Raw genomic sequence first — 13,016 nt, forward strand, 5'->3', positions numbered from 1 at the left:
TCCCCGGCCGTATCCGCCATGACCGCCCCCGCGTCCTGCACGCCTGGACGACCATGACGGCCCGCCATCGTCAGCCGCTTGCGCGGCTTCGTGCGGCGCCGCAGGTCATCGTCGGCACGAGCCCGCGCCTCGTCAGAGGAGGGTCGCATCGTGTCGTACAACACGGAAAACATCCGCAACATCGCCCTTGCCGGACATTCCAGCTCAGGCAAGACCACGCTGTTCGAAGCGCTGCTGCATGCCGGTGGCGTCATCCAGGCCCAGGGATCGGTGGAACGCGGCACCACGCAGTCCGATACCGACGTACAGGAAAAATCGCGCGGCCACTCCATCGACTCGGCCATCGCCTCCCTCGATGTGAACGGTTGCCACATCAACCTCATCGATACCGCCGGCTATGCGGATTTCCGCGGCCCTACCCTGTCCACCTTTGCGGCAGTGGAAACTGTTGCCGTGGTGGTCAATGCCTGCAACGGCATCGAGTACGGCACGCGTCGCATGATGGAGCGTGCCGGTGAGCGACGTCTCGCCCGCATCCTGGTCGTCAACAAGATCGACTTCGAGGGCGCCCGCCTCAGCGCCTTGGTTGATGCGCTACGCGAGGAGTTCGGCACGCAATGCCTGCCCGTGAACCTGCCCGGGCAAGGCGGCAAGCTGGTGCGCGACTGTTTCTTCCACAGCGAAGGCCAGACCGATTTCTCCTCGTTGGCCGAAGCGCACCAGCGCATCGTCGACCAGGTGGTGGAGATCAACGAATCGGTGATGGGCCACTATCTCGATTCCGGCGAAGACGACCTCAGCCCGCAGGAACTGCACGATGCCTTCGAGCAATGCCTGCGCGAAGGACACCTCATCCCGATCTGCTTCGTCAGCGCGCGCACGGGCGCCGGCGTGAAGGAATTCCTCGAACTCGCCGAGCGCTTGCTGCCCAATCCCTCCGAAGGCAACTCGCCGCCCTTCCTCAATGGCGAGAACGAGGAGATCACCGTCAACGCGGATCCCGAGCAGCACGTGATCGCCGACGTATTCAAGATCGTCAACGACCCCTTCGTGGGCAAGCTGGGCATTTTCCGCGTCTGGCAGGGCACCATTCGCAAGGACACCCAACTGTTCATCGACGACAGCAAGAAAGCCTTCAAGGTGGGCCACCTGTTCCGCCTGCGCGGCAAGACGCATGAGGAAATCGACCACGCCATTCCTGGCGACATCGCCGCCATCGCCAAGGTGGAAGAGATCCATTTCGACGCGGTGCTGCACGACTCCCACGATGAAGACCGCATCCACCTCGCGCCGATACCCGTGCCGCAACCGATGTTCGGCCTGGCGCTGGAACCGAGGCACAAGGGACAGGAGCAGAAGCTCTCGCAGGCGCTCGGAAGGTTGGCCGAAGAGGATCCCTGCTTCCGCGTGGAGCACCACAAGGAGCTCAACGAGACCGTGATTCGCGGCCTCTCGGACCTGCACCTGAAAATCATGCTCGAACGCATGAAAGAGCGCTATGGCGTCGAGGTGAATACGCATCCACCGCGCATCGCCTATCGCGAAACCATCGCGGGCCGTGCGGAAGGCCACCATCGCCACAAGAAGCAGACCGGCGGCGCCGGCCAGTTCGGCGAAGTGTTCCTGCGCGTGGAGCCGCTCGATCGCGGCGCCGGCTTTGAATTCATCGACGCGGTGAAAGGCGGCGTCATTCCCGGCCAGTTCCTGCCCGCCATCGAGAAAGGCGTGCGCCAGGCGCTGGAAAGCGGTGCGGTCGCCGGCTATCCCATCCAGGATCTGCGCGTCACGGTATACGACGGCAAGTATCACCCTGTGGATTCGAAGGAAGTGGCCTTCGTCAGCGCTGGCAAGAAAGCCTTCCTCGACGCGGTGGGTAAGGCGCGGCCGATCGTGCTCGAGCCCATCGTCGATGTCGAAGTGGCCATTCCCGAGGGGAGCGTGGGCGACGTGACCGGCGGACTGGCCGGCAAGCGCGCGCGCATCATGGGCACCGATTCGCTGCGTGGCGGCGAGCTGGTGATCAAGGCGCAGGCACCACTTGCCGAACTCACCGACTATCCCTCGGAACTGAAGGCGATGACCGGCGGCCGGGGCCGCTACAGTCTCGACCTCAGCCATTACGAACCCGTGCCTCCTCCGGTGCAGAAGCAGCTGGCCGAAGCATGGAAGCCGCACGTGGAAGAAGACTGACCCGCACCCACCCGATCGACGTGCGTGGCAGATGCCACGCACCGCCGGGGTGCCTGCGCACCGCTTGATGCGCGGCGACAACGCCGCCATGTCACTCAATGAATGTGCGCCGGAACCTCTGGCGCAGGAGGCACGATATGAGCCGCTCCTTCGTCAAGGACGCGGACGAGTCCGCTGGCGACCGGTTGCCGGACCTCCCGCTCAGCGAACACGCCAACTACGTGACACCACGTGGCATTTCCCAGTTGCGGGCGCGCCTGGTCGCCGCACGCGAGCGGCGCGACGCGTTGCGCGTCGACGCCGAAACACTGCCCCAGCAGAGCGAACTGGCGGCCCTCGAGCGCAAGCTGCGCTGGCTCAACGCGCGTGTGGGCAGCGCCATCGAAGTGGACTTGTCACAGCAGCCGCGCGATCGCGTGGCGTTCGGTGCGCTGGTAACCGTGGACAGCGACGAAGGCGAGGCGCGCTATCGGATCGTGGGCGAGGACGAGGCTGACGTGGAGCACGGACTGGTGAGCTATGTATCGCCGCTGGCGGTGGCCTTGCTCGGTGCCCGAGTGGGTGATGAAGTCGTTTGGCAGCGGCCGGCAGGCGACCTCACGGTGGAGATCGTCGCCATCGAGTATCCCGACGACGAGCGCGACACCCAGGCTCCGTTGTAGGAGCGCACCCTGTGCGCGGGGCCTCTCGCCTCGGTCTGGATTTTTGTGTTTCTTTAGAGAGCAGTGTTTGGCCTTGGGTAGGCACGCTGCCGCCAGCGTGCCACCCACGCGGCGGGCGTTTCGATCTCCTGCCGGCGCTCGAGTCACTTTTCTTTTGCTGGCCCAAAAGAAAAGTAACCCAAAGAAAACGGCCTTTAGAGCCAAGGCTCATAGCGTGGTGTGGGATACAAGCCTGAAGAAGTCCGGAGCCCGGATTGCGACCGCCTTCGCCAATAGCTGGCGGCTACACCGCAACGCGCCAATGCGCTGAGGACTTAAAGCCGCGCCCGCTTCGCTCCCTCTCCCCTCCGGGGAGAGGGCTGGGGTGAGGGGCGGGTGCTAGCCACAACGTCGCCTATGGAACGCCCCTGTAGGAGCGCACCCAGTGCTCGACCGCGGCGTGGGGCATCACCTCTACGGTCGCGCACTGGGTGCGCTCCCACAACGAACGACGACTCCCAAAGTCTCCGCGACGCGATGTGCCGCGCAGTGGCACGAGCCGTCAAACCTCCTCTGTGTGGCGGTGAGGGGTGGACGATCAGGCCCCGCAGGGGTGCCCGACAGGACGTCGGGCACTTTTCGTCCGGGCAGGAGCCCGGTCGAAAAGTCCGACCGCCCCTCACGGACTGGCTGGGCGCAGCCCGGCCAGCGCCACGCGGGGTGCCGTTCTCTTTGGTTACTTTCTGACGCGAAGCTAATCCCTGTGGGACTTGGGCAAGCAAGAGAAAGTGACCCGGGCCGCGGCAGCGGTCCGGAAGCCCGCGGCAGGCGAGCAAGCTCGCGGGAGCGCCAGATCAGGAGCGAAAGTCACTGGACTCCTGCCTTCGCAGGAGTGACGAATCGGAAAGACTGAGGCCAAAGGCAATCGCGCACTGGGTGCGCTCCTACAGGAGCGGTAACGCTCAGCGCTTGGCCTTCAGCAACGTCCCCGTGCAGTTCTTCGAACCGCACAGGCACTTCCACAACTTCTTCAGGCGCGCCGTATGCGGCACATCCAGCGTGATGCCGTAGTCGTAGGTCAGCTCTTCGCCGGGCTTGATGTTGCGGATCGCCTCGATCAGCACGCGATCCTTGCGCGGATCGCCATTCTCGGCCTCTTCGATCAACGCCTGGCAGTTCGGATCGCAGCTGTGGTTGATCCAGCGCGCCGTGTTGCCCTTGCGGTTGGCATCGATCAGGTAATAGTCGTTGAGCGTGAACAGGAAGGTGTGTCCCGTCTCGCCACCGTCGCCGTACAGCACGTCTGCTTCGACGTGGGTCATCAACGTGCCCTTGTACTCGATGATTTCCTCACCCTTCTTGATCGGGGCGACGGCGAACACGCCATTGCCGTGGATGGGAGAGCGGCGGGCAACGATACGTCGGGTCATGAGCAAACCAGATGGTCAGGGGAGCAGGCGATGATGCCTGTTGCGCTGCGCCATGTGAACCTCCCGGCCACCACGGACGTTCGTCACGCGGTCGTGATCGCAGCCAGATTGAGATCACCGGGACGATGACCTACCCCGTGACAGAGGGCTCGGTCATCCTGCTAAGATTCAAACAATCGTTTGAGGTGAATCCATGGGACGACTGCTTCGCTATGTAGCGCTCGGAGCTCTGGTGGCCGGATTGGTGGCTTGCGGGCCGCCAAAGAAAAGCGTGTTTCCGCCCACGGTGAGCATCCAGGAGATGACCACGCGGCCCGACGGCCAGTGGCGCCTCACCGTTCGCATCCAGAACAACAGCTACGGCAGCATGGATTTCAGCTCGCTCGACGGTGAACTGAAGGTCGCGGAGCTGGTGCCGGTGCGCCTGCACAGCCGCTTCGACCTGGACATCCCTCCGTTTGCGGCCGACGTCACCCAGATCGACGTCCTCCCCACCCCGGAAATGACGGCCACGCTGAAGACCGCGGCGGCCAAGGGCAGCGCAGGCAGCGTGCCCTACAGCGTGATCGGCAGTGCGCACGCCAAGCCGGAACAGGAAGACAAGGCGCGCGATTTCTCTTTCCACGGCAACGACTGGCTTTCGCCGGTGCCGGGCATCCCTAACACCTGGCGCTGAACACCGCGCCCGCATCATCAACGAAGGAACTTCGCCATGACGATCTACAAGGCCCCTCTCGACGACCAGCGCTTCACCCTTTTCGACGTGCTCGGTGCCGAAGCCGTTCTCACCAAGCTGCAGGGTGGCGACGGCCACACGCGGGACCTGCTGGACGCCGTGCTGGAGGAAGCCGGTCGACTGAGCGAAGCGGTGCTTGCGCCGTTCAACGCCAGCGGTGACCAGGAAGGCTGCGTCTACGACAAAGCCACGCAGACGGTGACCACGCCCAAGGGCTTCAAGGAAGCGTTCAAGGCCTTCGCCGAAGGTGGCTGGACCGGCCTCACCCAGGGCGAACACTTCGGCGGCCAGGGCCTGCCGAACGTGATGGGCACCGCGACCACCGAGATCTTCCAGTCGGGCAACCTGTCGTGGAGCCTGTACCCGCTGCTGTCCGAAGGCGCCTGCCACGCGATGGAGCTGCACGGCACCGAAGAGCAGCAGCACACCTACCTCAAGCCCATCGTTGAAGGCCGCTGGACCGGCACGATGTGCCTCACCGAGCCGCAGGCCGGTTCGGACCTGGGCCTGCTGAAGACGCGCGCCGAACCCGGCGAGAACGGCAGCTATCAGATCACCGGCACCAAGATCTTCATCAGCGCCGGCGAGCATGACCTGGCCGAAAACATCATCCACCTCGTGCTGGCCCGCCTGCCCGACGCACCGGCCGGCAGTCGCGGCATCTCGATGTTCATCGTGCCGAAGTTCAAGGTGAATGCCGATGGTTCGCTGGGCGAGCGCAACCGCGTCGCCGCCGGCGCCATCGAGCACAAGATGGGCCTGAAGGGCTCGGCCACCTGCGTGATGAACTTCGACGCCGCCGAGGGCTACCTGATCGGCCAGCCGCACAAGGGCCTGGCCGCGATGTTCACCATGATGAATGCCGCGCGCCTCGGCGTGGGCGTGCAGGGCCTGGCGCTGTCCGAGCGTGCGCTGCAGAACAGCCTCAACTATGCACGCGAGCGCCTGCAGGGTCGTTCGCTGTCGGGCGTGAAGTTCCCCGAGAAGCCGGCCGACAACCTGCTGGTGCAGCCGGACGTGCGCCGCATGCTGCTGACCCAGCGCGCCCTGGTGGAAGCTTCGCGCACGCTGCTGCTGTACACCTCGCTGCAGACCGACATCGAAGCGCGCGGCGCCGATGAAGCCACCCGCAAGACGGCCAGCGACCTCGTCGCCTTCCTGATCCCGATCGCCAAGGGCGTGGTGACTGAACTCGCGCAGGAGTGCACCAAGGAAGCGCTGCAGGTGTACGGCGGCCACGGTTACATCGGTGAGAACGGCGTGGAGCAGTTCGTCCGCGACGCCCGCATCATCACGCTGTACGAAGGCACCACCGGCATCCAGGCGGCCGACCTGCTGGGTCGCAAGATCCTCCAGTTGCAGGGCGCGGGCTTCAAGGTGTTCGCCAAGGAAATCCAGGCGTTCTGCCAGCAGCACATGCAGGATCCGGCGCTCGCCGGCCTGATCGCCCCGCTGGCGACCTACACCAAGGAATGGGCGGACCTCACCCTGTCCCTGGCCCAGCGTGTGATGGCCAACCCGGAAGAACTCGGCGCCGCCGCCAGCGACTACCTGTACTACTCCGGCTACATCACGCTCGCCTACATGTGGGCACGCAACGTCGCCGCTCTGGCCAACGGCAGCCAGCAGGAGTCGTTCAAGCAGGCCAAGCGCGACAGCGCGAAGTTCTACTTCGCGCGCATCCTGCCGCGTTGCCTGATGCACAAGGCGGCCATCGAGGCCGGCGTGGACACCCTCCCCGCCATTGCCTGATGACGAGAGGCCCTCTCACCGAGAGGGCCTTTTTTTGAGGCCAAATCTCCTGTAGGAGCGCACCCTGTGCGCGACCGCAGAGGCGGGGCAACCGCCACGCCCGATCGTCGCGGGCGCGAAACAGGTCTGCCGGATCAAGATATGTCGCTTCCTGGCGAGGCAAATCTCCGCCCCAGTCGCGCACAGGGTGCGCTCCCACAGCCTGGGGGAGATGAGCCAGGCACTACCCGCAAGGCCGCGACTGGGTGTAGAAACGGCACACCCTTCTCGCTAGTCCGGGCAGCCCGCATGAGCGACGCCACGTACCTGATTCGTCTCGCCGAGGACGATGACGATTTCATCCTGGGGCTGGTGCCTCGCTTCGTGGATTTCACCCTGCCGCCATGGCGGCGACGCCATGAATGCATCGAGGGCATCCGCAACGATCTGTTGCGCCACCTCGAGGAACAACCGGCGAACAGCTTCCTGTTCGTTGCCGAAGACGACGACGGCGAACCGGTGGGCTTCGTCCACCTGCAGAAGACCCAGGATTACTTCACGGGCCGCAGCAACTGCCACATCTCCGACCTGGCTGTCGAGAAGGACTACGAAGGCCGCGGCGTCGGTCGCGCACTGCTCGAACATGCCGAGGCGTGGGCACGGGAGCACCGCTGCCAACTGGTGACGCTCGCCGTGTTTCCCGGCAATGAAAGGGCACGCGCGATCTACGAGAACGCCGGCTATGCCGCCGACCTGCTGAGGCTGGCCAAACCGGTACGCTGATACGCGTCACCATGTACAGGGGCGCCTGACCGCGGCGCACGCGGCCGCTGCCAGAGGTGGAGTGCCATGAGCCAGCCTTTGCATGCCGTCCGATTCCCCGCCGAAAGCGCTGCCTACCGCAGCGCGCGTGACCGCCTGCTGCTCGCCGAGATGGCCCTGCGCCGCCAGATGGAAGACGTCGCCGCCTTGAGGCGCGCGTTGCCCCTGGGTGGCCCGGTGCCGGTGGACTACTTCTTCGACGACGAAGGCGACACGCCGATCGATGCCGACGTCGAGCGCCAACGGCGGCTCTCCGATCTGTTCGCGGACGGCAAGGACAGCCTGGTCGTCTACAGCTTCATGTTCGGCCCGACGATGGCGCAGCCCTGCCCCTCGTGTTCGTCCATCCTCGATGCGCTCGACGGCGAAATGCCCCACCTGCGCCAGCGCACCAACGTGGCGGTGGTGGCCAAATCGCCCGTATCACGCATCAGGCATTTCGCACGCGAACGCGGCTGGCGCCACCTGCACCTGCTGTCATCCGCGCACAACACGTACAACGCCGACTACCACGGCGAAACCGCCGATGGCCGACAGATACCTGCGCTCAACGTGTTCGTGAGGCGCGATGGGCAGATCCACCACACCTGGTGCAGCGAACTGATGTTCGTGGCATGCGAACCCGGCCAGGATCCACGCCATGTCGACGTCATCTGGCCGCTGTGGAACCTGCTCGACTGCACTCCGGAAGGACGCGGCGCCGACTGGCGGCCCAGCCTGCGGTACGACAGGGCAGCCTGAACTGCCGGCTAGGCGGGCGGCAACCCCAGCTGATGGAACATCAGGGCGGCATCGCGAGCGCCCCAACGACGCTCGATGTGGCCTTCCTTCACCACGAACCACTCCATGGCGACCATCTCGTAGTCGCGCCCGGTCACCGGGCCACCGCGAAACGAGCCCACCGACCGGCCACGCTCGGTGTAGCGCACGGCCACCGTGTCGCCTTCGGCCACCACGCCATCCACTTCCAGGCTCGTCTGGAAGCAGCGCATGAGGTCATTCCATATGGGTCTTGCCACATCCAGCCCACCCCAGCCCAGCGCACCGTGAATCAGGGCATCCGCGGCAAACAGCTCGCACACCGCGTCCAGGTCGGCGCGGTTGAACGCATCCACATAGTCCAGAACGACCCGCTTGTTCTGCTCCGACATACCGTTGCCCCATAGGGAAACCGCGGATGCACTGCACGCGCCCAGGGTGAAGACGCCGAGGTCCCGCGAGGGATCAGCATATCGCCTGAGCATGCTTGGAGGATGTGAGGACGGCCTCATCGAGGCGGTCCGCCAGCACGGCGCCTTGCGCGCCATGGGGTAGCGCCGCGGCATCGATCGATGCCGCGGCGCCGGAACATCAGTTCTTGAGCGCGGAGGTCGCTTCTTCGGCCTGCTCACGCTGGCTGAGGCGCATCGACACGCGATCGATGTTGCTCAGCGACAGCAGGTGGGCGTAGATCCAGCCGAACACGCCTTCCTTCAGGAACTCCTGCGTGGTCTTCTCGTCGAGCTGGCGCAGCTTTTCTTCGCTGACCACGAACAGGCCGTTGAGGTTGATGGCCTTGCCATCCTTCTCCAGGCGGATGTTGCGCGGCTCGAGCAGGTCGTGCTTGCGCAGCTGCTCCATGAACCACTGCGTGCGCGACACGTGCTGCTGGAATTCGCCGAGGAAACGCACGGCGTTGGCCAGCATGTCGGAATCGCTGCCGTCTTCCTTGAAGAGACGGTCGCCCTCGGAGGTGCCGAAACCTTCATAGGCTTCGTCGAGGAACACGGTGAAGTCGTCGCCTTCCGCACCGGCCGGCTTCTCGGCCAGCACAAACGGATAGCGGCGCACGAACGCCGGGATGTAGATGTTCTGTTCCCACACGCCATCGGCGTCGACGAACAGGTTTTCGTTCTGGCGCAGACCCAGCAGGGCCATCGGACCTGCGTCGGCCACCGACTGGCCACCGAACAGGATCGGCAGGTCGCGCGCGGCAGCGGCGAATTCCACGCCGGTCAGCGGCACCGAGTGCACGGTCCGGGCGAACTTCAGGTTCGGGATCGGCTTGATGCGCAGATCCTTGTGGTCATTGCGGTTGAGCGGAACGGGACGCTCGTAGAAAAGAACTTCAGCCACGATTACTACCTCTCCCTGCCGTGCCGGGGTCGCCACCCAGGCTCCCCCTCCCAAACCCGGCCCCGGGTCTACAGATGAACAAACACTATATCAGCGCCTGAGGCCCGGAGAACACCCTTGCTCAGGATCGGTTCTCCCTGCCCGGACAACCATTTGCGTGTGTTCTGTAACGAAATTGGTCTATGCTGGACTCGTTACGAGCATCGTTGCAGCGCCTGAACGTTCATTCCCCTGGGTTGAAGGACGGTTTTGCATGCTGATGGAAGTACCTGGCCGCGTCGTCGATCTTCATTCGACCCGCGTGCTTTCGCTGGATGCCGCCGGCCGGATTCTGGACTGGATTAGCTGGCAGGAGGCGGTCTGCCTTTATGTTCGCGACGCCGTAGCCTGGACCCTGGGCGATCCCTGCCTCACCGTCCATGGCGGCCACAATCGCGCCACCGGACTGCAAAGCCAGCTTTCCCTGCACCCCATCATCGCCAGCACCGGGCACTGCCGTGAGCACGCCATCGATCCGGCGCCGGCACTGACCAATACCGCCCTGTTCGCCCGCGACCGCTACCTCTGCCTGTATTGCGGCGACCGCTTCAGCCGCGGCGAACTGACTCGCGACCATGTGCTGCCGATCTCCAAGCGCGGCAAGGACACCTGGGAAAACGTGGTCAGCGCCTGCCTGGCCTGCAACCTCAAGAAGGCCAACCGCACCCCGCAGCAGGCCAACATGCCGCTGCTGGCCGTTCCCTACCGGCCGAGCTGGGTGGAGCACCTGATCCTGTCCAACCGCAATATCCTGGTCGACCAGATGGAGTTTCTGGTGAGCCACCTGCCGCGCGACCGTCGGGAGCACATGGCCTGACCACGCCATGCGGGTTCAGGACCGGGCCCGTTGTTCCGCCCCCTCAAGCTCCCGCTCGATGTCATCGGCCACGGTCGAGGCAGCTTCATGGGCCAACCGGCAGTAATGGCGCCGGATGCGGTCCAGCGCGACATCGTCCAACTCTTCCAGGTTCAGCAAGGCGTTATGCGCGGACGAGCTGCGGATCAGCTCGTCCAGCTTGATCTGAAGGGCCACGGAATCCCGGTTCTGGGTGTTCTGGATCAGGAACACCATCAGGAAGGTGACGATGGTGGTGCCTGTATTGATCACCAGCTGCCAGGTATCGCCGAAGTGGAACATGGGGCCGGTGACCGCCCAGGCCACCACGACCAGCACCGCCAGCACGAACGCCGTCGGCCGGCCCGACCAGCGGGCCACGGCTTCGGCAAAGCGCGGGAACAGCCTGTGCGCACTCATGTGACGAACCCTCGGCGGACAACCCTCGGGCAGCCTCGCGTCCCCCATGTCTGCGCCATGTGCATGGATCAACAGCAAGTTTTCACTTGATCGCCCTTGCCCCGCCCTCCCTCAGGGCCAACAATATGCCGATGACCGACCTGTCCCGCTTCCCCCATCTGGCGACCATTGAGACGCCGGCAGACCTGCGACGCATCTCCGACGAGGAGCTGCCTGCCGTCGCCGACGAGCTGCGCCAGTACCTGATCGAAGCCGTGGCCAGCTCCGGTGGCCATTTCGGCGCCGGCCTGGGCGTGGTGGAGCTGACGGTGGCCTTGCACCACGTGTTCGACACGCCGAACGATCGCCTGGTCTGGGACGTGGGCCACCAGTGCTACCCGCACAAGATCCTGACCGGTCGCCGGGACCGCATCACCACGATCAAGAAGAAGGACGGCCTGGCGCCCTTCCCGCGGCGCGAGGAAAGCGAGTACGACACCTTTGGCGTCGGCCACTCCTCCACCTCGATCTCGGCCGCGCTGGGCATGGCCATCGCCGCGCAGCGCAAGGGCGACCCGCGCAAGTTCGTGGCGGTGATCGGCGACGGCGCGATGACCGCCGGGATGGCGTTCGAGGCGCTGAACCATGGCGGCGACGTGGAGCCGAACATGCTGGTCGTGTTTAACGACAACGGCATGTCGATCAGCGAGAACGTGGGCGCGCTGACCAAGATGGCCGCGCGCGCCATGTCCAGCCGCCGCCTCAACGCGCTGCGCGAACGCGCCAAGCGTGCGATCCCCAAGCAGTCGCTGTTCGGCCGCTTCTTCAAGCGCTGGGAAGAACACGCCAAGGGCATGTTCGTGCCGAGCACGCTGTTCGAGGAACTGGGCTTCCACTACACCGGGCCGATCGACGGCCACAACGTCCCGCAACTGCTGGCCGCGCTGCGCACGGTGAAGGACCTGCCCGGCCCGCAGCTGCTGCACGTCATCACCACCAAGGGCAAGGGCTACGCGCCCGCCGAGCAGGCGCAGATCGAATACCACGCGGTGGGCCCATTCGATCCGCAGGCCGGCCTGGTGAAGAAGTCCGGCCCGTCCAAGCCGACCTATACCGACATCTTCAGCGACTGGCTGTGCGACCAGGCGGCCGCCGACGAGCGCCTGCTGGGCATCACGCCCGCCATGCGCGAAGGCTCCGGCCTGGTTCGATTCTCCAAGGAATACCCGCAGCGCTACTTCGACGTGGCGATCGCCGAGCAGCACGCGGTGACGCTGGCGGCCGGCATGGCCTGCGAGGGCGCCAAGCCGGTGGTGGCGATCTACTCCACCTTCCTGCAGCGCGCCTATGACCAGGCGATCCACGACGTGGCGTTGCAGAACCTCGACGTCACCTTCGCCATCGACCGCGCTGGCGTGGTCGGTCCGGACGGCGCGACGCATGCGGGCAGCTTCGACCTGACCTTCATGCGTTGCCTGCCGAACATGATGATCATGGCGCCGGCGGACGAAAACGAGTGCCGCATGATGTTGAGCACCGGCTTCCAGTTCAACGGACCGGCCGCCGTGCGTTATCCGCGCGGCACCGGCATGGGCGTGCCGCTCGGCAAGGGCCTGGAAACGCTGCCGATCGGCAAGGCCGAAATGCGTCGCCGCGGTCGCGGCCTCGCGCTGCTGAGCTTCGGCGCGATGCTGGCGCCGGCCGCCGAGATCGCTGCCGAATTCGACGCCACGCTGGTCAACATGCGTTTCGTGAAGCCGCTGGACGAGGCGATGATTCTCGAGCTGGCGAAGACGCACGACGCCTTCGTCACCCTGGAAGACAACGCCATCGCCGGTGGCGCGGGCAGTGGCGTGGCCGAGTGCCTCGCGGCGCACGGCATCGTCAAGCCGATCCTTCACCTGGGCCTGCCCGACGCGTACCTCGAACACGGCAGCCGCGAGGAAGTGCTGACCATGGCAGGCCTGGACCTGCCCAGCATCCGCAATGCGATCCGCGCGCGATTTCCCCAGCTGACGATGGCGAGCGTCGCCAGCGCGAGCTGACGCTACCCGGCTGCGCTCCCGGCTGTAGGAGCG

General features: G+C 65.2%; 12 protein-coding genes. 8 read left to right on the plus strand and 4 right to left on the minus strand.

The features are described from left to right. Window positions 1-150: 150 nt before the first annotated feature. Entirely contained in the window at window positions 151-2,190 is a 2,040-nt protein-coding gene (gene fusA / locus EPB08_RS12685; RefSeq protein ID WP_130619482.1) for an elongation factor G, read from the plus strand. Between the two features lie 137 nt (window positions 2,191-2,327). Beyond that, window positions 2,328-2,852: a GreA/GreB family elongation factor gene (locus tag EPB08_RS12690; protein WP_130619483.1), complete on the plus strand. Its 525-nt coding sequence runs from the start codon at window positions 2,328-2,330 to the stop codon at window positions 2,850-2,852. Window positions 2,853-3,793: 941 nt separating this feature from the next. Here the strand turns inward: EPB08_RS12690 and EPB08_RS12695 are convergent. Beyond that, window positions 3,794-4,261 (minus strand): SET domain-containing protein, encoded by a 468-nt coding sequence (locus EPB08_RS12695; RefSeq protein WP_130619484.1) that lies wholly within the window; start codon window positions 4,259-4,261, stop codon window positions 3,794-3,796. Between the two features lie 193 nt (window positions 4,262-4,454). Here EPB08_RS12695 and EPB08_RS12700 point away from each other — a divergent pair, with 193 nt between their 5' ends. The 4 genes from EPB08_RS12700 (at window position 4,455) to EPB08_RS12715 (ending at window position 8,291) form a co-directional block, all read left to right on the plus strand. Beyond that, on the plus strand, window positions 4,455-4,937 hold the full coding sequence (locus EPB08_RS12700) for a hypothetical protein (protein ID WP_130619485.1): 483 nt from the start codon (window positions 4,455-4,457) through the stop codon (window positions 4,935-4,937). Window positions 4,938-4,973: 36 nt separating this feature from the next. Continuing rightward, window positions 4,974-6,749, plus strand: coding sequence for an acyl-CoA dehydrogenase C-terminal domain-containing protein (locus tag EPB08_RS12705; RefSeq protein WP_130619486.1), 1,776 nt, complete (start codon window positions 4,974-4,976; stop codon window positions 6,747-6,749). Between the two features lie 288 nt (window positions 6,750-7,037). Then, entirely contained in the window at window positions 7,038-7,511 is a 474-nt protein-coding gene (locus EPB08_RS12710) for a GNAT family N-acetyltransferase (RefSeq protein WP_130619487.1), read from the plus strand. Window positions 7,512-7,577: 66 nt separating this feature from the next. After that, complete coding sequence (locus EPB08_RS12715; RefSeq protein WP_130619488.1) at window positions 7,578-8,291, plus strand: DUF899 family protein; 714 nt, start codon at window positions 7,578-7,580, stop codon at window positions 8,289-8,291. 8 nt (window positions 8,292-8,299) lie between these two features. Here EPB08_RS12715 and EPB08_RS12720 read toward each other — a convergent pair whose 3' ends face one another. Both EPB08_RS12720 and EPB08_RS12725 read right to left on the minus strand, forming a co-directional pair. Continuing rightward, on the minus strand, window positions 8,300-8,701 hold the full coding sequence (locus EPB08_RS12720) for an ester cyclase (RefSeq protein ID WP_130619489.1): 402 nt from the start codon (window positions 8,699-8,701) through the stop codon (window positions 8,300-8,302). 199 nt (window positions 8,702-8,900) lie between these two features. Further along, on the minus strand, window positions 8,901-9,665 hold the full coding sequence (locus EPB08_RS12725) for a SapC family protein (protein WP_130619490.1): 765 nt from the start codon (window positions 9,663-9,665) through the stop codon (window positions 8,901-8,903). 253 nt (window positions 9,666-9,918) lie between these two features. Between EPB08_RS12725 and EPB08_RS12730 the strand changes: the two genes are divergently transcribed. Continuing rightward, the gene (locus EPB08_RS12730) at window positions 9,919-10,521 is read left to right on the plus strand and encodes an HNH endonuclease (RefSeq protein WP_130619491.1); all 603 of its coding nucleotides are present in this window, start codon (window positions 9,919-9,921) and stop codon (window positions 10,519-10,521) included. Between the two features lie 15 nt (window positions 10,522-10,536). On the opposite strand, the gene EPB08_RS12735 is transcribed toward EPB08_RS12730, so the two are convergent. Continuing rightward, window positions 10,537-10,959, minus strand: coding sequence for a low affinity iron permease family protein (locus tag EPB08_RS12735; RefSeq protein WP_130619492.1), 423 nt, complete (start codon window positions 10,957-10,959; stop codon window positions 10,537-10,539). 131 nt (window positions 10,960-11,090) lie between these two features. On the opposite strand from EPB08_RS12735, the gene dxs reads away from it, so the two are divergent. After that, window positions 11,091-12,983, plus strand: a complete 1,893-nt coding sequence (dxs, locus tag EPB08_RS12740; protein ID WP_130619493.1) for a 1-deoxy-D-xylulose-5-phosphate synthase — start codon at window positions 11,091-11,093, stop codon at window positions 12,981-12,983. Window positions 12,984-13,016 lie beyond the last annotated feature (33 nt).

The organism is Dyella amyloliquefaciens, assembly GCF_004296575.1.
GTDB lineage: Bacteria > Pseudomonadota > Gammaproteobacteria > Xanthomonadales > Rhodanobacteraceae > Dyella > Dyella amyloliquefaciens.

Coding starts and splice junctions, on each gene's coding strand:
- EPB08_RS12715 (WP_130619488.1), top strand. CDS start 7,578: ATGAGCCAGCCTTTGCATGCCGTCCGATTCCCCGCCGAAAGCGCTGCC.
- EPB08_RS12695 (WP_130619484.1), bottom strand. CDS start 4,261: ATGACCCGACGTATCGTTGCCCGCCGCTCTCCCATCCACGGCAATGGC.
- EPB08_RS12710 (WP_130619487.1), top strand. CDS start 7,038: ATGAGCGACGCCACGTACCTGATTCGTCTCGCCGAGGACGATGACGAT.
- EPB08_RS12700 (WP_130619485.1), top strand. CDS start 4,455: ATGGGACGACTGCTTCGCTATGTAGCGCTCGGAGCTCTGGTGGCCGGA.
- dxs (WP_130619493.1), top strand. CDS start 11,091: ATGACCGACCTGTCCCGCTTCCCCCATCTGGCGACCATTGAGACGCCG.
- EPB08_RS12735 (WP_130619492.1), bottom strand. CDS start 10,959: ATGAGTGCGCACAGGCTGTTCCCGCGCTTTGCCGAAGCCGTGGCCCGC.
- EPB08_RS12730 (WP_130619491.1), top strand. CDS start 9,919: ATGCTGATGGAAGTACCTGGCCGCGTCGTCGATCTTCATTCGACCCGC.
- EPB08_RS12705 (WP_130619486.1), top strand. CDS start 4,974: ATGACGATCTACAAGGCCCCTCTCGACGACCAGCGCTTCACCCTTTTC.
- EPB08_RS12720 (WP_130619489.1), bottom strand. CDS start 8,701: ATGTCGGAGCAGAACAAGCGGGTCGTTCTGGACTATGTGGATGCGTTC.
- EPB08_RS12690 (WP_130619483.1), top strand. CDS start 2,328: ATGAGCCGCTCCTTCGTCAAGGACGCGGACGAGTCCGCTGGCGACCGG.